The sequence below is a fragment of the Aeromonas sobria genome, from assembly GCF_050266975.1.
Taxonomy (GTDB): Bacteria; Pseudomonadota; Gammaproteobacteria; order Enterobacterales; family Aeromonadaceae; genus Aeromonas; species Aeromonas sobria_B.
This window is the reverse complement of record NZ_JBKISU010000020.1, coordinates 42,274-62,088: the sequence shown is the minus strand read 5'-3', so window position 1 is coordinate 62,088 and position 19,815 is coordinate 42,274. Positions and strand designations below refer to the sequence as shown.

Sequence of the window (19,815 nt, the reverse complement as noted above, 5' to 3'; positions counted from 1 at the left end):
GAACTGTGCGGTCACGACTGCCAGGCTTGGCACATTTGGGTATACTCTGCGGCCATTACCTCATCCCATCGGGATGATGCGCAACATCAAGTGCAGGAGATATCTTATGCCCCATATGGCCCCCGTGATGACAATTGATGGCCCGAGTGGTGCCGGTAAAGGCACCCTGTGCCAGCTGCTGGCCGCAGAGCTGGGCTGGCACCTGCTCGATTCCGGCGCCATCTACCGGGTGCTGGCCCTGGCTGCGTTGCACCATGATGTGGAGCTCGATTCGGAAGCGGCTCTGGTGCCCCTGGCCGCCAACCTGGATGTGCAATTCCAGGTCGACGGCGAGCAGGTCAGGGTGGTGCTGGAAGGGGAGGATGTCTCCCGCACCATCCGCTCCCAGGAAGTGAGCGATGCCGCCAGCAAGGTCGCCGTCTTCCCCCGCGTGCGCGAGGCCCTGCTGCGCCGTCAGCGCGCGTTTCGCCAGGTCCCTGGTCTCATCGCCGATGGTCGGGACATGGGGACTGTGGTTTTCCCCGAGGCGGAGATCAAAATTTTCCTTGACGCCAGCGCCGAGGAGCGGGCCCAGCGCCGCTATAAGCAGTTGCAAGATAAGGGCTTTGATGTTAACTTTGAGCGTCTTTTGACCGAGATCCAGGAGCGAGATGACCGCGATCGCAATCGCGCCGTTGCCCCCTTGAAACCGGCCGAAGATGCCCTGGTGGTGGATTCCACCGCGCTGACCATAGATGAAGTGCTGGCAACGGTACTATCCTATGCGAAGCAACAACTCAATGGTGTCGGTTCACGCTGACATCGGTCGTCTGCGCCAAGGATGGAGCAGATTATTTCAAACAGCCCCGCTGGTGCCGGATTGCTAGTGGATGTTTCATTTGTGACACAAACAATGATCGAATCTTTTGCTCAACTCTTTGAAGAGTCCCTGAACTCCGTTGAAACCCGTCAAGGTTCCATCGTCAAGGGTACCGTCGTTGCCATCGAGAACGGTTTCGTTCTGGTTGACGCCGGCCTGAAATCCGAGTCTGCCATTCCTGCCGAAGAATTCAAGAACGCCCTGGGCGAGCTGGAAATCAACGTAGGTGACACTGTCGACGTAGCTCTGGACTCTATCGAAGATGGTTTCGGCGAAACCAAGCTGTCCCGCGAAAAAGCCAAGCGCCACGAAGCCTGGCTGCAGCTTGAAAAGGCTTACGAAGAGCAAGCTACCGTTATCGGTATCATCAACGGCAAGGTCAAGGGTGGTTTCACCGTTGAACTGAACGGCATCCGTGCCTTCCTGCCGGGTTCTCTGGTTGACGTGCGTCCGATCCGTGACACCGCTCACCTGGAAAACAAAGAACTCGAATTCAAGGTCATCAAGCTGGACCAGAAGCGCAACAACGTTGTCGTTTCCCGTCGCGCCGTGATCGAGACCGAGAACACCTCCGAGCGTGAAAGCCTGCTGGCTAACCTGCAAGAAGGTCAAGAAGTTAAGGGTATCGTCAAGAACCTGACCGACTACGGTGCATTCGTAGATCTGGGCGGTGTTGACGGCCTGCTGCACATCACCGACATGGCGTGGAAGCGTGTCAAGCATCCTTCCGAAATCGTCAACGTTGGCGACGAGATCTCCGTCAAGGTACTGAAGTTCGACCGCGAGCGTACCCGTGTATCCCTGGGTCTGAAGCAGCTGGGCGAAGATCCCTGGGTTGCTATCGCCAAGCGTTACCCGGAGACCACCCGTCTGTCTGGCCGCGTGACCAACCTGACCGACTACGGCTGCTTCGTTGAAATCGAAGAAGGCGTCGAAGGCCTGGTACACGTTTCCGAGATGGATTGGACCAACAAGAACATCCACCCGTCCAAAGTTGTCAACGTTGGCGACCTGGTAGATGTCATGGTCCTGGACATCGACGAAGAGCGTCGTCGTATCTCCCTGGGTCTGAAGCAGTGCAAATCCAACCCGTGGCAGCTGTTTGCCGAAACTCACGCCAAAGGCGACCGTGTTTCCGGCAAGATCAAGTCCATCACCGACTTCGGTATCTTCATCGGTCTGGATGGCGGCATCGACGGCCTGGTTCACCTGTCTGACATCTCCTGGAACAACCAGGGCGAAGAAGCCGTGCGTGAATTCAAGAAAGGCGACGAGATCGAAGCCGTTGTTCTGCAAGTGGATCCGGAGCGTGAGCGCATCTCCCTGGGCGTCAAGCAGATCGAAGAAGACCCGTTCAACAAGTACCTGTCTGACAACAAGAAAGGTGCTATCGTGAAGGGTAAGGTTACCGAGGTTGATGCCAAAGGTGCAGTGATCGAACTGGCTGACGGTGTTGAAGGCTACCTGCGTGCCTCCGATGCTGCCCGTGACCGCGTAGAAGACGCCACTCTGGTGCTGTCTGTTGGTGACGAAGTTGAAGCCAAGTTCATGGGCGTTGATCGTAAGAACCGCACCGTAAGCCTGTCTGTCCGTGCCAAGGACGAAGCTGACGAGCGTGTTGCTATCGATTCTCTGAACCAGCAAGAAGAAGTTGTGTTCAGCAATGCCATGGCTGAAGCGTTCAAAGCCGCCAAGGGTGAGTAATCCTTGATGCAAGAAAAGGGCGGCTTCACGCCGCCCTTTTTTATCCTGGCAAAATGAATATTGCATGTGATCGGGGAAGGAGATTTAACCTTATGACCAAATCAGATCTCATCGAACAACTGGCTGCGAGCCGCATGCATATGCCGGCCAAGGATGTTGAGGCCGCCATCAAGGAGATCCTTGAGCAGATGGCATCGACTCTGCAAAACGGCGATCGGATTGAAATTCGCGGTTTTGGCAGCTTTTCTCTGCACTATCGCGCACCCCGCGTGGGCCGTAATCCCAAGACTGGCGATAAAGTGGAGCTGACGGGCAAATATGTGCCGCACTTCAAGCCTGGCAAGGAATTGCGAGAGCGTGTCAACCTCGCTGAATAATGCAGAAAACGGCATACCTGAGTATGCCTTTTTTGTTTTTGCGCACCCCATTGCGTCAATTAGCCTGTTTCTGAAAGTCTTTTCCCTTTCTCTCTAGAGTCTGTGGCTGATTTTAAGGATAATCACTGGGTCTTTTCGATACTGACAGGAAGATCCCATGAAGCGCGTCTTGGCTCTTATCCCTCTGGTACTGGTCTTTATCTTCACCCTGGCCCTCGGCTCACAAAACGGCCAGCTGGTGCAATTCAACTATTTGATTGCCCAAGGGGAGTTCTCGCTCGCCCTGCTGCTGGGTCTCTTCTTTGGTACGGGTTTCCTCCTCGGCTGGCTGGTATTCGGCCTGCTCTATCTGCGGATCAAGCTGCAAAATCGTACTCTGAATCGCACCGTGCGTCGGCAATCCCGCCAGTTGGAATTGGCCACTGCATCGGACAAGGAGTCCGGTAAGGAATAACGTTCCTCCATGCTTGAACTGCTTTTCCTGCTGTTGCCCATCGCCGCCGGTTATGGCTGGTACATGGGGCGCAGGAGTGTTCGTCAGGACACCCAAAAACAGAGCAATCAGTTTTCTCGTCAGTACGTGGCGGGGCTCAACTATTTGCTCTCCGACGAGTCTGACAAGGCCGTCGATCTCTTCATTCAGCTGCTCGAAGTTGACAGCGATACGATTGAAACACATCTCTCCCTCGGCAACCTGTTTCGCCAACGTGGCGAAGTCGACCGTGCCATCAAGATCCACCAGAACCTGGTCAGCCGTGAGCTGACGCGCGAACAGCGCCAACTGGCACTGCAGGAGCTGGCGCGGGATTTTCTGGCGGCCGGTCTGCTCGACAGGGCCGAGGCCATCTGGGTCGAGCTCTGCGAGGATGCAGATTTCGAGGAGACGGCACTGACCCAGTTGCTGATCATTCATCAACAGCTGCGTGATTGGCAGCAGGCCATCCTGGTGGCCCAGCGCCTGCAGAAATTCCCCGGCAAGAAGCTGGCCGAACCCATTTCACACTTTCACTGCGAGCTGGCCGAGCTGGCACTGATGGATGGCAACGAGGGAGAGGCGCAGGCTCGCCTCAAGAAGGCGCTGGGGGTCAATCCCCGTTGTGCCCGTGCCTCCCTACGTCTGGCGACCCTGGCGATGGGGCAGGGGGAGTATCTGGCCGCGAGCCGCGAGCTGCTGCGGGTATTCGAGCAGGATATCGATTTTGCCTCCGAGGCCATGCCGCTGCTGGAGCAATGCTATCAAGCCCTGGGCCGCAGTCAGGAGCTGATCCCGCTGCTGGAGAAGGCGGTGGAGGGTAATGCGGGGGTGAGTGTGACCCTGGCCCTGGCCAGGCTGGTGGAGGAGCGGGACGGTCTGAGCCAGGCCAGGACCCTGGTGCTGCGCCAGCTGCGTCGCCACCCCTCGATGAAGGGCTTCTACCAGCTGGTAGGCTTCCAGCTCGCCAGTGCCGAGCCGGGCCCGGCCAAGGAGAGCCTGGAGCTGCTGCAGCAGCTGGTTGGGGAACAGATCAAGATAAAATCCACCCACAAGTGTCGTCAGTGCGGCTTTGCCACGCACTCTCTGTTCTGGCAATGCCCCTCCTGCCGACAGTGGGGATCCATCAAGCCGATCCGTGGTCTGGACGGTGAATAACCTATAGGAAGAGAGATGTTAGATCCCAAAGTCTTGGTTGCGCTCGATTATCAGCGTGAAGCCGATGCCCTGGCCTTCGTGGACCGGGTCTCCCCCTCCCAGTGCCGCCTCAAGGTCGGGAAGGAGATGTTCACCCTGTTTGGTCCCCAGTTCGTGCGCCAGCTGGTGGCCAAGGGCTTCGATGTCTTCCTGGATCTGAAATTCCACGACATCCCCAACACGGTCGCCAAGGCGGTCGCGGCGAGTGCCGAGCTGGGGGTCTGGATGGTGAACGTGCATGCCAGTGGCGGCGAGCGGATGATGCGGGCCGCCAGGGAGGCGCTGCTGCCGTATGGCGACAAGGCGCCGCTGCTCATCGGGGTGACCGTGCTGACCAGCATGGAGCAAAGCGATCTGTCCGGGATCGGCCTGGATATCCGCCCGGCCGAGCAGGTGCTGCGTCTGGCCCGTCTGGCCAAGGATGCCGGGCTCGACGGCGTGGTCTGCTCCGCCAACGAGGCGAGCGAACTCAAGGGGGCGCTGGGTGAGGACTTCTTGCTGGTGACCCCGGGGATCCGCCCGACCGGCGCCGCCCAGGGCGATCAGCGCCGGGTCATGACCCCGAGCGAGGCGGTGGCGGCGGGAGCCGACTACCTGGTGATTGGTCGCCCGATCACCCAGGCGGCCGATCCGGCCCTGACCCTTGGCGACATCAACGACGAGCTCGCCAGAAGCTGATGACAACGGTGAGCAGGCCAAGCACCAGGCCTGCTCCCGCACCAACCAGGTGCGATCCCGTGTGTACCCTGGCCCCGATCAGCATGGCGGCCGGGCTGTCTCCCCCCGTGTAGTGATCCAGCCACAACTTGATGGTTATCCCCAGCAACATGAGCCAGCCGGAATAACGGCGGTGGCGGATATCCGCCATGGCGCCCCAGACGAAGAGGCCGTGCAGCACGCCGGACAGACCCATGTACCACTGGGTGTGCGGGTAGTAGCACCAGATGCCGAGGCCGACGGCGATGGCGAGCAGTGCCAGCAGCAGAGGGAAGCCCCAATCCTGCAGGTAATCGCAGAACAGGGCGTAGAGCACCAGCAGGCCCGCGAGATTGAGCAGCAGATGCCACAGATTGGTGTGAGCCAGATTGCCTGTTATGATGCGCCACCCTTCTCCCTGGTCAATCAGGACCCGGTTGAAGGAGATGAGGTCATTTGGCACTGTGAAGAAGAGGATCAGGCTGGCGAGTGAGAGTGTGATAAGCCAGAATAGCCCGGATGTGACTGACGACATGAAACAACCCAACGATCAAGACAGTCGCTACTGTACACGCTGTACCCGCGCCCTCAAAGCCTGTCTGTGTGAATATATTCACCCCGTCATCAATCGGGTGCCCCTGCTCATCTTGCAACATCCAAACGAGGTGGGTCATCCCAAGGGAACGGCGGCCTTGCTGGCAGCCAGCCTGGCCCATGCCGAGATCCGGGTCGGGGAGGACTTTCGCGAAGACGCGGTCCTGACCCGCTGGCTGACGGATAGGCGCTGCTATCTGCTCTGGCCAGATGAGCAGGCACCATCGCCCGCCAGCTTGCGCGCCAGTCTGCCCGAGCACCTTGAGGCGCCGCCCTGCTTCGTGCTGCTCGACGGCACCTGGCGCAAGGCTTACAAGATGCTGCACCTCAATCCGGCGCTGGCCGCCCTGCCAAGACTCTCCCTCGTTGCGGCCGAGGGGCAGTACCTCATCCGCAAGAAGCCTTTCTCCACGGCGTTATCGACCCTGGAGGCGGGCTATCATCTGTTATCGCAATGGGAGGGCGACGCCGTCAGATACGCCCCCTTGCTGAGCCTCTTCCGTCGTCTCAACGAGCAGTGGCTCTCCTATTCGACGCGCACGCCAGAGTCGCGGCGCCCCTAAGAGGATCTATCCAGTGAGAAAAGCAGTTGTCGTGTTCAGTGGCGGTCAGGACAGCACCACCTGTCTGGTGCAGGCCCAGGCCCAATATGATGAGGTGCACGCCATCACCTTCGATTATGGTCAGCGTCATCTGGCCGAAATTGCGACGGCCCGTGCCCTCGCCACGCAATTGGGGGTGGCGGCCCACAAGGTGATGGATGTCACCCTGCTGGGAGAGCTGGCGGTGTCGGCGCTGACCCGGGACCATATTCCGGTCAGCGCCGAGCTGCAGGACAATGGTCTGCCCAACACCTTCGTGCCGGGGCGCAACATCCTGTTTCTGACCCTGGCGGCCATCTATGCCTATCAGGTCGGGGCAGAGGCGGTGATCACCGGGGTGTGCGAGACCGATTTTTCCGGCTATCCCGATTGCCGCGACGAGTTCGTCAAGGCGCTCAATCACGCGGTCGCCCTGGGGCTGGATCGGGGAGTGCGCTTTGAGACGCCCTTGATGTGGCTCGACAAGGCCGAGACCTGGGCGCTGGCCGACGAGCTCGGTCAGCTGGCGCTGGTGCGCGAGCAGACCCTCACCTGCTACAACGGCCTGATCGGTGACGGCTGCGGCACCTGCCCGGCCTGTATCCTGCGTCGCCGCGGGTTGGATCAGTATCTGGCCGATCGGGTGGGCGTTCGTCAACGCCTCGAGCACAAACGGGGGCGTTGAGCCCCTCTCACCCCGAACGGGGTCACAGCCATTGGTAACCGTCGTTTTATGATGCACTACCCGATAAACGAGATTTTTCAAACCATCCAGGGGGAGGGGGTCTTCACCGGCCTGCCCGCCATCTTCGTGCGGCTGCAAGGCTGCCCGGTTGGCTGTCCCTGGTGCGATACCCGCCACACCTGGGTGGTGGATCCGGCGCGAGAGGTGCCCATCAGCCAGGTGCTCAACTGCTCCAATGAGTCTGACGGTTGGAGCGCGATGAGCAGTGCCCAGATAGTGGCCAGTTTTGCGGAACTCGGTTACAAGGCCAGGCATGTGGTGATCACGGGGGGAGAGCCCTGCCTCTATGATCTCGGCGAGCTGAGCGAGACCCTGCATCAGGCCGGGTATCAGCTCCAGATCGAGACCAGCGGCACCAGCGAGGTGCTGACCCATCCGGCCACCTGGGTGACCGTCTCGCCCAAGATAGGCATGCAGGGTGGCCTGAGTGTCTTGCCAAGCGCCCTGGCGCGGGCCAACGAGATCAAGCATCCCGTGGCCATGATGCGCCATGTGGAGGAGCTGGACGCCTTGCTGGCCGGTGCCAGGCTGCGGGAAGATGTGGTCATTGCCCTGCAACCCATCAGCCAGAAACCCAGGGCGACCGAGCTCGCCATGGCGGTCTGCATCGAGCGTAATTGGCGCCTCTCCATTCAGACTCATAAATATCTGGATATCGATTAAATGACCCCCTTGGCCGACGAGCAGGTATTGCTGACCCTTGCCAACCCCATGCCCTATGGGAAATACCGTGGCAGACGGATCATCGATTTACCCGAACCCTATCTGGTATGGATGGCCCGTAGCGGGTTCCCGGCCGGTTCACTGGGCCAATCCCTGGCATTGGCTTATGAAATCAAATTAAATGGGCTCGAAACCATGATAGTGCCCATCATCGACAGGATATCAGGATGAGAATATATACCCGGCAAGGGGACAAGGGGATGACCCATCTGGCTGACGCGACCCGCATCGCCAAAAATCATCAACGCGTGGCCAGTTATGGCGATATAGATGAATTAAATTCTCATATAGGTCTGCTCGCTGCAAAAATAGCCGATTCACATACTGAACTATTAGCCGATCTGACCCTTATTCAGCAGGAGTTATTTGATCTTGGGGGAGAACTGGCATTTTCGAGCGAGGCGCAGTCGAGCGCTATTTGGCAAGTCAATGAGGGTTGGACCGCGCGCCTGGAATCCCAGATAGACCACTACAGCGCGCAGTTGCCTCCCTTGCGCCAGTTTATTTTACCCGGCGGCTCGGAGGCGGCGGCGCAGGCCCATGTGGTGCGCACCCTCACCCGCCGCTGCGAGCGGCAACTGCTGACCTTGAGCGAGCAGGAGCAGATAAACCCTGCCGTCATCCCCTATATCAACCGGCTCAGCGACTGGTTCTTTACCCTGGCCAGGTTCGTACTGCGCCAGGAGGGCAGGGCCGAAGTGTGCTGGGTCAAGGCCGCGGACCGGTAATAGGGCAGGGATATGCTGCTGCCGCGACCAATAAAAAACCCTCGCATCGCGAGGGTTTTTTTAATGACTTGGCCTGGCCATATCAGATGGCGAAATCCGTCAGGGATTTACCTTCTTCGATGGCTTTGGCGATGGCGGAAGGCATGCGGCCTTGACCGGTCCAGGTCTTTTCAACCCCGTTATCATCATAACGGTATTTGGGCGGACGCGGCGCACGCTTGCTGCCTTTTGCCGGCTCGGCGCTGGGCGCGGCGCTGACCAATTCCGCCGGATCTATGCCTGCGGCTTTCAGCATTTCGGTATATTCATTGATTTTACGCTGACGCTCTTCGCGAGCCTGACGATCTGCAGCCTCATCTTCCTGACGTTCGGCAACGATGGCGGAGAATTTCTCCAACCCTTCTTCCAGTTGTTCCAGAGTCAGCTCACGGCAAGCGGCACGCAGGCTACGGATATTCAGCAATACTTTCAAAAATTCAGTCATAGTGGTTACCACGCGAGCAAGAAAAGGGATAAATATGAATAGCTATTTTCAGGTAATTTATACGTCAGGGTGACATTAAGTCAAGCTGCGATAATTAATAATCAAGTTATAAGGATCTGGAACATTATTTTTTCTCTCTGTCGATGGGTTAATTGACGCTATGGGCTTGCAGCGTGTGCCAGCCGACTAAAATCTCGCCACTCGCCTCCTGGGTGAAGTCTTGCACTGGTTTTGCAGGGGAGGTATCGATTCGAATGAGTATTTAATCAAAAAACTTGATATAAAATAGCGGCAAGATAAAATACGCACCGAATACCTTTTAAGTAGAGGCGCGCTGCCTATAACTATTCATGTCGAGGGTGATGCCTGCGACGCATGGAGAAAGGAGTCAGCGCCGAAGTGATCATGCCATCATGCAGGGTCGCTGGGATTGCATCGAACAGGTGCAGTACTGCCATAGTCAATCACTATGGAGCGCTACTGAAGGGGCGGAGGAGTCACCCCTCACGGGCTCGTTTTCTTCTTTATCCTCTCGGTAGATCTCCACCTTATTCGTTACAGGTGCCAAGAGATCATGGACATTACCCATTACGCCGATTCGGCGTGGTCCCTCATTCCCCCCCTGGCGGCCGTCGTGCTGGCCGTGACCACCCGCAAGGTGCTGCTCTCCCTCGGGGTGGGTATCGTACTGGGCTGCCTGTTGGTCAACCAATTCGCCCCCCTGGCCAGCGCCCAGTATCTGGGTCAGGTTGCCAAGGGGATCGTCTGGTCTGACGGCGCCCTCAATGGCTGGAATGTCAACATACTGCTGTTCCTGCTGCTGCTGGGGGGCATCATCAGCCTGCTGACGGTCTCGGGGGCGACCCTGGCGTTCGCCGAATGGGCCGCCGCACGCATCAAAGACAGGCGGGGTGCCAAGCTGCTGACCGGGCTGCTGGTATTCCTGTTCTTCATCGATGACTATTTCCACAGCCTGTCGGTGGGGACCATTTGCCGCCCCTTGACCGATCGCTTCAATATTTCCCGCGCCAAGCTGGCCTATCTGCTCGACTCCACGGCGGCCCCCGTCTGCGTGCTGATGCCCATTTCGTCCTGGGGGGCTTATATTATCGCCCTCATCGGCGGCATCCTGACGGCCCATGGCATCCAGGATCAGAGCCCCATCTCCGCCTTCGTGCAGATGATACCGATGAACTTCTATGCCCTGTTCACCCTGGCCATGGTGCTGGTGGTGATCGCCTTCCAGCTCGACATCGGCCCCATGCGTCGTCATGAGCAACGGGCGCTCGAGGGGCAGTTGTGGGATCCGGCCAAGGGCGTGCCCCCTGGCAGCAGCGGGGACTTGCCCGTGTCCAGCCATGGCCGCGTACTCGATCTGGTGCTGCCCATCCTGACCCTGACCGCGTCGACCGTCTACTTCATGATGGCTTCCGGCGCCACCGCCTTGGCCGAGAAGGGGCTGCCGTTCGGGGTGCTGGGGGCGTTCGAGAATACCGATGTGGGGGCTTCTCTGGTCAATGGCGGCCTGTGCGGCCTCGGGGTGGCCGTGGTGCTGACCCTGCGCATGGGCCTTGCCCTGCGCACCTGGCTCGAGGTCATCAAGCACGGCGTCATGGCCATGCTGCCCGCCATCTACATACTGGTGTTTGCCTGGGCCATTGGCGCCGTGATCCGCGATGTGGAGACGGGCAAGTACCTCGCCTCCCTGGCCCAGAGCGGTCTGCCGATCTCCTTGCTGCCAGTGGTGATGTTCTGTCTCTCCGGCGCCATGGCGTTCGCCACCGGCACCAGCTGGGGCACCTTTGGCATCATGTTGCCCTTGGCCGGTGACATGGCCGCCGCCAGCGAGATCGGCATGATGCTGCCCATGCTCTCTGCGGTATTGGCCGGCGCCGTGTTTGGCGATCACTGCTCCCCTATCTCGGACACCACCATCCTCTCCTCCACCGGCGCCGGTTGCCATCACATCGATCACGTGATGACCCAGCTGCCTTATGCGCTGACCATCGCCGTCGGGGCTGCCGCCGGTTATCTGGCGCTGGGGATGACAGCGTCGGTCGGTGTCGGCCTGGTGGTCAGCTGTGTCTGGTTCATCGGAGTGACCCTGTTCTACCTCAGAGCCAATCAGAAGGTGGCCGTCACCGTCTGATAGATGGGGCCTGCGGGCCCCTTTGTTTTTGACGCTTCCCTGCGTTAGCATGCGCGCCATCAATTGGCATCGGAGCAAGCATGGCCTCATTACACTACAAATTCGCCGCGATGAACTCGGGCAAGTCCACCCAGCTGATCCAGGCGCACTTCAACTATCTGGAACGCGGCATGCACCCGCTCGCCATGACGCCGGCCATCGATGACAGGTTCGGGCTCGGGGTGATCAGCGCCCGGGTCGGTTTGGAGTTGAAGGTCGAGGTGTTCAGCGACAGCTGCGATCTGTTCGAGATGGTCAAGGCACGCCATGCCGAGCAGCCCATCGATGTGTTCATCGTCGACGAGGCGCAGTTTCTCACCAAGGAGCAGGTCTATCAGCTGGCACGGGTGGTGGACGAGGCGGACATCCCCGTCATCGCCTACGGGCTCAAGACCGATTTTCGTGCCGAGCTGTTCCCCGGCTCTTACCATCTGCTCTGTCTGGCAGACAAGGTGGAGGAGCTCAAGAGCATCTGCTGGTGCGGCAACAAGGCGCACATGAATGCCAGGGTCAATGCCGATGGCCAGGTGGCGCGGGACGGCGCTCAGGTGGAGATTGGGGGCAATGCCCGCTATGTCTCCCTGTGCCGCAAACATTATCTGATTGGTCAGGCATTTCGTTGAGGCGCTCGACACCATGAGGTAAAAAAGGCCCGATTGGGCCTTTTTTGTTGTGCGGGATCTCGATGCCTGAGCCAGCTGGCTCAATCAAATTCGCAATCGACAGGGGTGATGATGGGATCCGCCACCGGCAGGCGGTGGAACAGCTGACGAAAGTGTTGCTGGACCCGGCCGATGTCGACCAGCGACATGCCGGAGGCGAAGCCGAACCAGACGTAGAGACCGGTCAGGTCGCGAAACATGGGGGGCAGGTATTGGGGGGCGGCGATCAGTCCCTCCAGATAGTGCTGATAGAGCACAGGGATGTCATCCAGGGTGACCTTGCCCACGAACAGCATGGGCAGTATTTCGGGCACCCCTTCCAGCACGGCGCTGCGGATGAAGTTGACGGTTTCCACATACCCCTTCACATAGGAGAGATCCTTGGTGAAGCAGGCACCGCCAGCCACCATGCCGCCGCGAAACACCCGCTGGGTGATCTTGTAGGCATCATGCTCGCTCGCCCCCTTGTCCAGGAAGTGGCGATAGAGTTCGATGAAATCGGCGCCACTCTCGGCCATGTCGATGGCCATGACCCGATCCGAGATGCGTTTGGCCCGATCCGGGAAGGAGCTGAAGGTCAGCGTCTCGATCAGCACAGCCAATCCTTCCTGACAGGCGGTGATGCGCGGCGACCCGGCGCTCAGCCAGGTGGCGTAGGGTTGCTGGCGGCCATTGAGGGTGGTACCGACATGCACCCAGCCCTCGTGGACCTCGAGCACCTGCAAGTCCAGCTCGGAGAAACGGGCATGGCTGCTCAGCTTGATGTAATCGCCCCCGGCGGCGGCGTCCGAGACGATGCCATCGCTCAGCTTGACCTGCACCTGACCGTCGCGAAAATAACCGGAAAGCTTCTCCTGTAACCGATCGACGGCGGCTTGCCCCTCGAACTCCTTGGGATAGGGCCGCACCAGGTGGCGTGCGCCGGGCAGGGAGAAGATGTCGCACAATCGCTCCCCCAGTTCGCGCAGGGTTTTGCGATCGCCGCGCAGATGGTCCCGGGCCGAACCATAGAGGTGCTGGCTGTAGCGCAAAAAGTCAGGTTGGCCGCGCTGGCGCAGCATCTCTATCACCACCATGTATTGATCGACGTTGGCCTGGAGGATGCGGCCAAGCTCATCGTGAGGGCCGAGTTTCCTGCGGATCCTGTCCCTGAGTTCCTTGAGCTCCAGATACTTGTTGCGGGGATCGAAACCGAGGGCCAGCCGCTGATAGAAGTCGGCATCGATGGCGGGCAGGGTTTTCCCCCCCTTGGCCAGGAAGTCATGGCCAATACCATGGGGCCACTTGATCGCGTCCAAGATGCGGATCGGCTTTTGCAGCACCAGCAGTTCGTCGGAGAGCGACTTGAGGTGCAGGCGATATTTCTCTTGGATGGTCATCGGTACTCGGTTGAGGGCGGAGGCTTGGGTGGGCTGAGTATAAGGTACTGTTCGTGCCAAAAAGAAGCGCAAACACAGCAGGGGAGGGGCGCTGCTTCAGGTTGGCCACAAATTGGTTTAGACTGCGCCCCTCGCTATCCAGAGTTTCGAAACGTCATGATGAATACACCCAGCTCCGAAATGATAATGCGTTGGTTGCAGCAGGCTCGCATCGAGCATTATGTCTGCGATCAATGCCATGGCATCCACATCGTCTCCCTGCAGTCCGTGGAAGGCATTCAGGAGAGCCGCGTCTTCGTCGAGGAGGAGGGGCTGCTGTTCTCCTCCGAGCTGGAAGTTCGCCCCTCGGCCCTGTTGCCCCTGGTGGCCGAGCTCGGCCGGCTCAACATGCAATACCCGTCTCTCAAGGTGTTTCTCGACATCATAGATGACAACCTGCCGCGCCTGGTGGTAGGGCATACCGTGTTTACCAAGGCAGGTCTCACCGTCGAGCAGTTCATCCTGTTCGTCCAGAGCACCATAGCCGCTACCCATGACGTGGTCGCCGAGTGCGAGCGCCTGGGCTTTCTCAATCTGCCGGAGATGGTGGTCGAGCCTGGCTCTGTACATTAATCCGGCGGTCAGTCGTCAGATGGGCAGAAAGCCGTTGACGGGCGAGCGGCTTTCCCCTAAATTACGCCCCGTTGTCGCGGCGTTGGTCGCCAACGGTTGTGATGCTCAAGCACATTAAACATTGAGTAAAAATTTGGTGAGGTGTCCGAGTGGCTGAAGGAGCACGCCTGGAAAGTGTGTATACGGCAACGTATCGAGGGTTCGAATCCCTCCCTCACCGCCAAATTGAAAAAACCGACCTCAGGGTCGGTTTTTTGCTATCTGCAGCGTTTGCCTGCGCCGTGCGCCAGCCATAGACCCAAGTCTTGGCAGCTTGGCAGAAGGAGGGCCGCATCTGCCCGGCTCGGAAGAGGAGCGCTATTGGCAATAAATAAAAAATCCGGCCTGATATGAGGCCGGATTTTTTATTTATCCATCCTGGCTCAGATGTTTTGCGCTTCGTTTGGCACAATAACAGCGGCATGATTCCCCTTCGGACCCTGTTGCAGTTCAAACTGCACGGCCTGGCCCGCCTTCAACGTCTTATAACCTTCCATTTGAATGGTGGAGTAGTGGGCGAAGATATCGTCACCGCCCCCTTCCGGACAGATAAACCCAAATCCTTTTGCGTTGTTGAACCACTTGACTGTTCCGGTTGCCATACTTCTACATCCTTTTATTGATTACCCTGAAGTCGTTGAGTAACCTGCGCCAGCCCATTATAACTAGCTATATCTACCCAATAATGGTGGGGCGCCGATTAGCAAGTAACCAATTTAGTCCAACTGAGAGTCGAGTCAAGAAGTTGTTAACAAGCCCTGTGATCCAGTTAACAACTCTATTGACAGCATGACGGCGGACGGTAGTAATCTAGAGGTACCCAAGCACAGCCATGAGTAAGCAAAAAGAACTCTTTGTTAATGAAGAGATTGCCGAGTCTGAGAAGACCAAGTTGCAGCCACCGCCCATGTACAAGGTGCTGCTCAATAACGACGATTACACCCCGATGGAGTTTGTGGTCGAGGTGTTGCAGCGGTTCTTCCGGATGGATCTGGAGAAGGCAACCCAGATCATGTTAAGTGTGCATTATAGTGGTAAAGGGATCTGCGGCACCTTCACCGCCGAGATAGCGGAGACCAAGGTGGTCCAGGTCAACACCTATTCACGTAATAACGAACATCCACTGCTATGTACGATGGAAAAGGCCTAAACGACATGACGTGATGACAAGACGACACCACATTGTTGCTGTACTGAGGGGAGGTGCCTATGTTGAACAAAGAGTTAGAGAAGACGCTGAACGAGGCTTTCAAGCTCGCTCGAGATGAGCGTCACGAATTCATGACCGTCGAGCACCTGTTGTTAGCCCTGCTGGATAACAGCTCAGCCCATGAGGCCTTGAGTTCATGTGGTGCGGATGTGGAACTGATGCGCAAGGAGATCGGTGCCTTTATCAGCCAGACGACACCGCTGATCGCTGCCGATGACGAAGACCGGGAGACCCAGCCTACCCTGGGCTTCCAGCGTGTACTGCAACGCGCTGTATTCCATGTGCAATCCTCGGGCCATACCGAGGTCAGTGGCGCCAACGTATTGGTCGCCATCTTCAGCGAGCAGGAATCCCAAGCCGCTTATTTCCTGAAGAAAGCCGACATCAGCCGGCTGGATGTCGTCAACTTTCTCTCTCATGGGGTCCGCAAGGACAGCAAACCCGACTCCCCGCCCAATAGTGCCGAGTCGGACGACGACGTCTCTGCCGCCCAGATTGAAAGTTTTGCCACCAACCTCAACCAGCTGGTGCTGGAGGGGAGGATAGATCCCCTGATCGGCCGGGATCAGGAACTGAGCCGTACCATTCAGGTGTTGTGCCGCCGCCGCAAGAACAATCCCCTGTTGGTGGGAGAGGCGGGCGTCGGCAAGACGGCCATTGCCGAAGGCTTGGCCTATCGCATCGTCAAGGGGGATGTGCCGGAGGTGATTGCCGACAGCACCATCTATTCCCTGGACATGGGTTCTCTGCTGGCAGGCACCAAGTACCGCGGTGACTTCGAGAAGCGCCTCAAGGTATTGCTCAAGCAGATCGAGCGTCAGGAAGGGGCCATCTTGTTTATCGACGAGATCCACACCATCATTGGGGCGGGGGCGGCCTCCGGTGGGCAGCTGGATGCGGCCAACCTCATCAAGCCTCTGCTGTCCAATGGTTTGCTCCGCTGTGTGGGCTCGACCACCTATCAGGAATATGCCCAGATATTCGAAAAGGATCGCGCACTGGCGCGCCGCTTCCAGAAGATCGATATCGTCGAACCCACGATAGATGACACCACCCGCATCCTGATGGGACTCAAGAGTCGCTATGAGGCGCACCATAGCGTCCGTTATACCGCCAAGGCCATTCGCGCCGCGGCCGAGCTTTCGGCGAAATATATCAACGACCGTCACTTGCCTGACAAGGCCATCGACGTGATCGACGAGGCGGGTGCGGGTCAGCGGCTGCTGCCGGCGAGCAAGCGTAAAAAAGTGATCAACGTGGCCGAAATTGAGGCTATCGTGGCCAAAATTGCGCGGATCCCGGAGAAGTCAGTCTCTTCTTCCGATAAAGAGGTGCTCAAGAATCTGGAGCGCAACCTCAAGATGGTGGTATTTGGTCAGGACAAGGCGATCTCTGTGTTGACCGATTCCATTCGCCTCGCTCGCTCCGGCCTGGGCAATGAACACCGCCCTGTGGGCTGTTTCCTGTTTGCCGGCCCGACCGGGGTGGGCAAGACGGAAGTGACCCAGCAGCTGGGCAAGGCGCTCGGGGTAGAGATGCTGCGTTTCGACATGTCCGAATACATGGAGCGGCACACGGTATCACGCCTGATCGGCGCGCCTCCCGGCTATGTCGGTTTTGAGCAGGGGGGGCTGTTGACCGACGCGGTGATCAAACATCCCCATGCTGTCTTGCTGCTCGATGAGATAGAGAAGGCGCACCCGGATGTGTTTAATCTGTTGCTGCAGGTGATGGACAACGGGACCCTGACCGATAACAACGGCCGTAAAGCCGATTTTCGCAACATCATCCTGGTGATGACCACCAATGCCGGCGTACAGGAGACCCAGCGCAAGTCCATCGGCTTCCAGCAGCAGGATCTCAGTCATGACGCCATGGAGGTGATCAACAAGACCTTCAGTCCCGAGTTTCGCAATCGACTCGACCACACCATCTGGTTCAATCATCTGGATATGGCGGTGATCTACCAGGTCGTCGACAAGTTCATTGTGGAACTGCAGGTTCAGCTGGACGCCAAGGGCGTGTCTCTGGAGATTTCGGAGGGAGCCCGTCACTGGCTGGCCGAGAAGGGCTATGACAGGGCGATGGGAGCCAGACCCATGAGTCGGGTCATTCAGGAACACCTCAAGAAACCCCTGGCCAATGAGATCCTGTTTGGCTCACTGGTCGATGGGGGTATCGTCAAGGTTGAGATGGTAAATGATAGCCTCAGCTTCGATTTTCAGGTCGATGTTGAAGCCGTGTCCCACTGATAAAACGCCATGAAACGACAAAAAACCCCAACCATCAGGTTGGGGTTTTTTGCTGAATTCCTGGCTTAGCGAGAGCGGAAAACAATACGACCCTTGGAGAGATCGTAGGGAGTCAGAGCGACTGTCACCTTGTCTCCAGTCAGGATACGAATGTAGTTTTTGCGCATCTTGCCTGAAATATGAGCGATAACCACGTGACCATTCTCCAGTTCCACACGGAACATGGTATTGGGCAGGGTTTCCAAGATAGTGCCCTGCATCTCAATACTGTCTTCTTTAGCCATTGAATCCTCTTGATAAGCCACAACAAAAATCCGCTGGATCATGCCGGATTTAAGCCAATGTGTAAAGTTTACTCGGGCTTGGTGACGATATTTTTCCATTCACCCTGGATGAGACGCTCGTGGGGGAGGAAGCGACTCTTGTATTTCATCTTGCGGCATTTTTCCACCTGATACCCCAGATAGAGCCAGTGACGACCGGTTCTGCGCCCCAGATCCAGTTGGCTCAAGATGGCAAAGGTGCCGAGGGAGCGATCGGCAAATTCGGGATCGAAGAAGGTGTACATGGCGCTCAGGGAGTGGGGCAGGAGATCGGTGACGGCGACCCCAATCAGGCGGTTGTCCAGACGGATCTCCAGGTAGAGGGGAGGCATCCAGTCGCAATGGAGGAACCCTTTATACTGGCTGCGGCTGGGCGGATACATGCTGCCATCCCGATGACGCTGGCGGATATAGCGCTCGTACAACTGATAATACTCGGGCTTGTCGTCATAGCTCAGCACCAGGTTGAGGTCCTGATTCTGCTGCGAGATACGTTTCTGGCTGCGGCTGGGGACAAATTGCTCGCTGTGGATGCGCAGCGACTGGCAGGCGTTGCAACTCGGGCAATGGGGGCGATAGATGTCGTTGCCGCTACGCCGAAAACCGGCGGTGAGCAGGCGCTCATAGCCATTGGCGTTGAGCAGTTCGTTATCCATCAGTACCAGCAACTGCTCCTGCTGATGCTCGAGATAGCTGCAGGCATGCTTGGGGGTCAGGCCGACCTTGAGGATCACTTCTTCTGTCATAGGCTGATGAACCTCGCTTGCCAGCATCCCTCACGGAGCGTTTGTTGTCGCAGCGTCGCCAGTGCCGCGAGGAAGTGGCTGCGGGGCCACTCTTCGATGCCCAGCGTGGCCAGGAAGTGGTTTTGCATCTGGCAGTCGATGAGGGCGCCATCATGGCACTCGAAATGACGGCACAGTGCCCACATGGCGACTTTGGCTCCGTTGTCGATCCGGCTGAACATGGATTCACCACAGAAGAGGCGCCCGACGGCGATACCGTAGAGCCCGGCTTGCAGCTGACCATCTTGCCACACCTCCACCGAGTGGGCGTGACCCAGGCGGTGGAGCGCCTGATAGGCGGCGATCATCTCATCGCTTATCCAGGTGCCGCTGGCGCCAGGCCTGGGAGCGGCGCAGGCGGTGATCACCTCATTAAAGGCACGGTTGATGGAAATATCGAATCTGTGGCGGCGTAAAAATTTCTGCAGACTGCGACCGACATGCAGGCGCGAGGGTACCAGGACACCGCGGGGATCCGGTGACCACCAGAGCAGGGCCTGGTGGGGTTCATTCCAAGGGAAGATCCCGTTGTGATAAGCTGCGAGCAAACGAGGAGCACTGAGGTCCCCCCCGATCGCCAGCAGGCCGTTGGGCTCATCCAGCGCGTGCTTGGGGTGAGGGAACCGGTTCGGCTCATCATCCAGTTGGGTCAGGTAGCAAGACATAGCATCGAGAGGTTTCGCAGATGAAGGCCATTATCCTGATAGTATCCAGCCTGCTGTGCTTTGTCACGGCGCAGGCCGGTGCCGAGGTGTACCAGCGCAATACGGCGCGGCCGGTCAACCAGGTGGTGTTTGGTCAGGTGGAGACGATGCGCAACATCACCCAGCGCCAGGTGATCGAGTCGGCGCAGTCGGGCTGGAAGACATTGGGCGGGGCCCTGATCGGTGGCCTGCTTGGCAACCAGTTCGGCGGCGGTCATGGCCGGGAGATTGCCACCGCAGTGGGGGCGCTGGCGGGCGCCGGGGCCGCGCAATATTACCAGTCCGGCAGCGAGGTGGTGGAGAACAAGCTGGTGGAGCTACTCATTCGCAGCGATCAGGGGGCGCTGGTCAATGTGATCCAGGATTTTGACTCGGCCATGGTCTTCGCCCAGGGGGACAAGGTGCGGATCCTCTATTTTGATGACGGGGTGCGGGTCGACAAGACCTACTGACAGGACAAGCAGGGAGAGAGGCAGGCAGGGAGGGGAGAATCACCCGGCT

General features: G+C 58.3%; 24 protein-coding genes, 1 tRNA gene and 1 riboswitch. Of the genes, 18 read left to right on the top strand and 7 right to left on the bottom strand.

All coding sequences use genetic code 11. The features are described 5' to 3' along the window. The first annotated feature begins 106 nt into the window (after positions 1–106). From cmk to pyrF, 6 genes are all read left to right on the top strand, one after another. On the top strand, positions 107–799 hold the full coding sequence (gene cmk, locus ACLHZ1_RS12845; RefSeq protein ID WP_427262395.1) for a (d)CMP kinase: 693 nt from the start codon (positions 107–109) through the stop codon (positions 797–799). A 93-nt stretch (positions 800–892) separates the two neighbouring features. Next, a complete protein-coding gene (rpsA, locus tag ACLHZ1_RS12840; protein WP_041994277.1) occupies positions 893–2,563 on the top strand; it encodes a 30S ribosomal protein S1 in 1,671 nt (556 codons plus the stop codon). Between the two features lie 92 nt (positions 2,564–2,655). Beyond that, on the top strand, positions 2,656–2,940 hold the full coding sequence (gene ihfB, locus ACLHZ1_RS12835; RefSeq protein WP_041994274.1) for an integration host factor subunit beta: 285 nt from the start codon (positions 2,656–2,658) through the stop codon (positions 2,938–2,940). Between the two features lie 157 nt (positions 2,941–3,097). Continuing rightward, a complete protein-coding gene (locus tag ACLHZ1_RS12830; RefSeq protein WP_427262394.1) occupies positions 3,098–3,394 on the top strand; it encodes a LapA family protein in 297 nt (98 codons plus the stop codon). Positions 3,395–3,403: 9 nt separating this feature from the next. Beyond that, positions 3,404–4,570: a lipopolysaccharide assembly protein LapB gene (gene lapB / locus ACLHZ1_RS12825; RefSeq protein WP_427262393.1), complete on the top strand. Its 1,167-nt coding sequence runs from the start codon at positions 3,404–3,406 to the stop codon at positions 4,568–4,570. Between the two features lie 15 nt (positions 4,571–4,585). Beyond that, complete coding sequence (gene pyrF / locus ACLHZ1_RS12820) at positions 4,586–5,287, top strand: orotidine-5'-phosphate decarboxylase (RefSeq protein ID WP_427262392.1); 702 nt, start codon at positions 4,586–4,588, stop codon at positions 5,285–5,287. On the opposite strand, the gene rrtA is transcribed toward pyrF, so the two are convergent. Further along, positions 5,262–5,840, bottom strand: coding sequence for a rhombosortase (rrtA, locus tag ACLHZ1_RS12815; protein ID WP_427262391.1), 579 nt, complete (start codon positions 5,838–5,840; stop codon positions 5,262–5,264). The genes pyrF and rrtA overlap by 26 nt on opposite strands. Between rrtA and ACLHZ1_RS12810 the strand changes: the two genes are divergently transcribed. The 5 genes from ACLHZ1_RS12810 to ACLHZ1_RS12790 are packed head-to-tail and all read left to right on the top strand — an operon-like array spanning position 5,839 to position 8,676. Beyond that, positions 5,839–6,462: a tRNA-uridine aminocarboxypropyltransferase gene (locus ACLHZ1_RS12810; protein ID WP_427262390.1), complete on the top strand. Its 624-nt coding sequence runs from the start codon at positions 5,839–5,841 to the stop codon at positions 6,460–6,462. The two genes, rrtA and ACLHZ1_RS12810, sit on opposite strands and share 2 nt — an antisense overlap. A gap of 13 nt (positions 6,463–6,475) precedes the next feature. After that, entirely contained in the window at positions 6,476–7,165 is a 690-nt protein-coding gene (gene queC / locus ACLHZ1_RS12805) for a 7-cyano-7-deazaguanine synthase QueC (protein ID WP_408796491.1), read from the top strand. A gap of 51 nt (positions 7,166–7,216) precedes the next feature. Further along, a complete protein-coding gene (gene queE, locus ACLHZ1_RS12800) occupies positions 7,217–7,888 on the top strand; it encodes a 7-carboxy-7-deazaguanine synthase QueE (RefSeq protein ID WP_427262389.1) in 672 nt (223 codons plus the stop codon). Next, on the top strand, positions 7,889–8,119 hold the full coding sequence (locus tag ACLHZ1_RS12795; RefSeq protein ID WP_408796489.1) for a DUF3820 family protein: 231 nt from the start codon (positions 7,889–7,891) through the stop codon (positions 8,117–8,119). It begins immediately after the preceding gene. Further along, positions 8,116–8,676, top strand: a complete 561-nt coding sequence (locus ACLHZ1_RS12790; RefSeq protein ID WP_427262388.1) for a cob(I)yrinic acid a,c-diamide adenosyltransferase — start codon at positions 8,116–8,118, stop codon at positions 8,674–8,676. Before ACLHZ1_RS12795 ends, ACLHZ1_RS12790 begins: the two co-directional genes overlap by 4 nt. Positions 8,677–8,758: 82 nt before the next feature. On the opposite strand, the gene ACLHZ1_RS12785 is transcribed toward ACLHZ1_RS12790, so the two are convergent. Beyond that, complete coding sequence (locus tag ACLHZ1_RS12785; RefSeq protein WP_041994249.1) at positions 8,759–9,160, bottom strand: H-NS family nucleoid-associated regulatory protein; 402 nt, start codon at positions 9,158–9,160, stop codon at positions 8,759–8,761. Between the two features lie 316 nt (positions 9,161–9,476). Beyond that, positions 9,477–9,648: riboswitch (Lysine riboswitch) on the top strand. Between the two features lie 86 nt (positions 9,649–9,734). On the opposite strand from ACLHZ1_RS12785, the gene ACLHZ1_RS12780 reads away from it, so the two are divergent. Together ACLHZ1_RS12780 and ACLHZ1_RS12775 are read left to right on the top strand one after the other, a co-directional pair. Next, on the top strand, positions 9,735–11,309 hold the full coding sequence (locus ACLHZ1_RS12780; RefSeq protein WP_427262387.1) for a Na+/H+ antiporter NhaC family protein: 1,575 nt from the start codon (positions 9,735–9,737) through the stop codon (positions 11,307–11,309). Positions 11,310–11,389: 80 nt separating this feature from the next. Then, a complete protein-coding gene (locus ACLHZ1_RS12775) occupies positions 11,390–11,971 on the top strand; it encodes a thymidine kinase (protein ID WP_041994243.1) in 582 nt (193 codons plus the stop codon). A gap of 80 nt (positions 11,972–12,051) precedes the next feature. On the opposite strand, the gene ACLHZ1_RS12770 is transcribed toward ACLHZ1_RS12775, so the two are convergent. After that, on the bottom strand, positions 12,052–13,389 hold the full coding sequence (locus ACLHZ1_RS12770) for a flavohemoglobin expression-modulating QEGLA motif protein (RefSeq protein ID WP_427262386.1): 1,338 nt from the start codon (positions 13,387–13,389) through the stop codon (positions 12,052–12,054). Between the two features lie 156 nt (positions 13,390–13,545). Here ACLHZ1_RS12770 and ACLHZ1_RS12765 point away from each other — a divergent pair, with 156 nt between their 5' ends. Together ACLHZ1_RS12765 and ACLHZ1_RS12760 are read left to right on the top strand one after the other, a co-directional pair. Beyond that, positions 13,546–14,001, top strand: coding sequence for a YbjN domain-containing protein (locus ACLHZ1_RS12765; RefSeq protein WP_408795337.1), 456 nt, complete (start codon positions 13,546–13,548; stop codon positions 13,999–14,001). A gap of 135 nt (positions 14,002–14,136) precedes the next feature. Beyond that, positions 14,137–14,224: transfer RNA gene (locus ACLHZ1_RS12760), tRNA-Ser, on the top strand. 199 nt (positions 14,225–14,423) lie between these two features. Here ACLHZ1_RS12760 and cspD read toward each other — a convergent pair. Further along, positions 14,424–14,642: a cold shock-like protein CspD gene (gene cspD / locus ACLHZ1_RS12755; RefSeq protein ID WP_041994233.1), complete on the bottom strand. Its 219-nt coding sequence runs from the start codon at positions 14,640–14,642 to the stop codon at positions 14,424–14,426. Positions 14,643–14,872: 230 nt separating this feature from the next. Here cspD and clpS point away from each other — a divergent pair, with 230 nt between their 5' ends. Together clpS and clpA are read left to right on the top strand one after the other, a co-directional pair. Continuing rightward, positions 14,873–15,190: an ATP-dependent Clp protease adapter ClpS gene (clpS, locus tag ACLHZ1_RS12750; protein WP_041994230.1), complete on the top strand. Its 318-nt coding sequence runs from the start codon at positions 14,873–14,875 to the stop codon at positions 15,188–15,190. A gap of 59 nt (positions 15,191–15,249) precedes the next feature. Beyond that, on the top strand, positions 15,250–17,502 hold the full coding sequence (gene clpA, locus ACLHZ1_RS12745) for an ATP-dependent Clp protease ATP-binding subunit ClpA (RefSeq protein WP_427262385.1): 2,253 nt from the start codon (positions 15,250–15,252) through the stop codon (positions 17,500–17,502). A gap of 65 nt (positions 17,503–17,567) precedes the next feature. On the opposite strand, the gene infA is transcribed toward clpA, so the two are convergent. The 3 genes from infA to aat form a co-directional block, all read right to left on the bottom strand. Then, the gene (gene infA, locus ACLHZ1_RS12740) at positions 17,568–17,786 is read right to left on the bottom strand and encodes a translation initiation factor IF-1 (RefSeq protein ID WP_005300033.1); all 219 of its coding nucleotides are present in this window, start codon (positions 17,784–17,786) and stop codon (positions 17,568–17,570) included. Between the two features lie 68 nt (positions 17,787–17,854). Then, positions 17,855–18,571, bottom strand: a complete 717-nt coding sequence (locus tag ACLHZ1_RS12735) for an arginyltransferase (RefSeq protein WP_408795343.1) — start codon at positions 18,569–18,571, stop codon at positions 17,855–17,857. Next, entirely contained in the window at positions 18,568–19,275 is a 708-nt protein-coding gene (aat, locus tag ACLHZ1_RS12730) for a leucyl/phenylalanyl-tRNA--protein transferase (protein WP_427262384.1), read from the bottom strand. Before aat ends, ACLHZ1_RS12735 begins: the two co-directional genes overlap by 4 nt. A gap of 20 nt (positions 19,276–19,295) precedes the next feature. Between aat and ACLHZ1_RS12725 the strand changes: the two genes are divergently transcribed. After that, positions 19,296–19,766 carry a glycine zipper 2TM domain-containing protein gene (locus ACLHZ1_RS12725; protein ID WP_427262383.1) on the top strand — a complete coding sequence of 157 codons (471 nt, stop codon included), beginning with the start codon at positions 19,296–19,298 and terminating at the stop codon, positions 19,764–19,766. The last annotated feature ends 49 nt before the right edge of the window (positions 19,767–19,815 follow it).

Bases quoted from the DNA above. Each gene is read 5' to 3' on its own strand.
- ihfB (WP_041994274.1), top strand. From the start codon at position 2,656: ATGACCAAATCAGATCTCATCGAACAACTGGCTGCGAGCCGCATGCAT.
- rrtA (WP_427262391.1), bottom strand. From the start codon at position 5,840: ATGTCGTCAGTCACATCCGGGCTATTCTGGCTTATCACACTCTCACTC.
- ACLHZ1_RS12790 (WP_427262388.1), top strand. From the start codon at position 8,116: ATGAGAATATATACCCGGCAAGGGGACAAGGGGATGACCCATCTGGCT.
- queE (WP_427262389.1), top strand. From the start codon at position 7,217: ATGCACTACCCGATAAACGAGATTTTTCAAACCATCCAGGGGGAGGGG.
- ACLHZ1_RS12735 (WP_408795343.1), bottom strand. From the start codon at position 18,571: ATGACAGAAGAAGTGATCCTCAAGGTCGGCCTGACCCCCAAGCATGCC.
- ACLHZ1_RS12780 (WP_427262387.1), top strand. From the start codon at position 9,735: ATGGACATTACCCATTACGCCGATTCGGCGTGGTCCCTCATTCCCCCC.
- ACLHZ1_RS12795 (WP_408796489.1), top strand. From the start codon at position 7,889: ATGACCCCCTTGGCCGACGAGCAGGTATTGCTGACCCTTGCCAACCCC.
- cmk (WP_427262395.1), top strand. From the start codon at position 107: ATGCCCCATATGGCCCCCGTGATGACAATTGATGGCCCGAGTGGTGCC.
- pyrF (WP_427262392.1), top strand. From the start codon at position 4,586: ATGTTAGATCCCAAAGTCTTGGTTGCGCTCGATTATCAGCGTGAAGCC.
- rpsA (WP_041994277.1), top strand. From the start codon at position 893: ATGATCGAATCTTTTGCTCAACTCTTTGAAGAGTCCCTGAACTCCGTT.
- lapB (WP_427262393.1), top strand. From the start codon at position 3,404: ATGCTTGAACTGCTTTTCCTGCTGTTGCCCATCGCCGCCGGTTATGGC.
- cspD (WP_041994233.1), bottom strand. From the start codon at position 14,642: ATGGCAACCGGAACAGTCAAGTGGTTCAACAACGCAAAAGGATTTGGG.
- ACLHZ1_RS12725 (WP_427262383.1), top strand. From the start codon at position 19,296: ATGAAGGCCATTATCCTGATAGTATCCAGCCTGCTGTGCTTTGTCACG.
- ACLHZ1_RS12810 (WP_427262390.1), top strand. From the start codon at position 5,839: ATGAAACAACCCAACGATCAAGACAGTCGCTACTGTACACGCTGTACC.
- ACLHZ1_RS12785 (WP_041994249.1), bottom strand. From the start codon at position 9,160: ATGACTGAATTTTTGAAAGTATTGCTGAATATCCGTAGCCTGCGTGCC.
- ACLHZ1_RS12775 (WP_041994243.1), top strand. From the start codon at position 11,390: ATGGCCTCATTACACTACAAATTCGCCGCGATGAACTCGGGCAAGTCC.
- infA (WP_005300033.1), bottom strand. From the start codon at position 17,786: ATGGCTAAAGAAGACAGTATTGAGATGCAGGGCACTATCTTGGAAACC.
- ACLHZ1_RS12765 (WP_408795337.1), top strand. From the start codon at position 13,546: ATGATGAATACACCCAGCTCCGAAATGATAATGCGTTGGTTGCAGCAG.
- aat (WP_427262384.1), bottom strand. From the start codon at position 19,275: ATGTCTTGCTACCTGACCCAACTGGATGATGAGCCGAACCGGTTCCCT.
- clpA (WP_427262385.1), top strand. From the start codon at position 15,250: ATGTTGAACAAAGAGTTAGAGAAGACGCTGAACGAGGCTTTCAAGCTC.
- clpS (WP_041994230.1), top strand. From the start codon at position 14,873: ATGAGTAAGCAAAAAGAACTCTTTGTTAATGAAGAGATTGCCGAGTCT.
- ACLHZ1_RS12830 (WP_427262394.1), top strand. From the start codon at position 3,098: ATGAAGCGCGTCTTGGCTCTTATCCCTCTGGTACTGGTCTTTATCTTC.
- ACLHZ1_RS12770 (WP_427262386.1), bottom strand. From the start codon at position 13,389: ATGACCATCCAAGAGAAATATCGCCTGCACCTCAAGTCGCTCTCCGAC.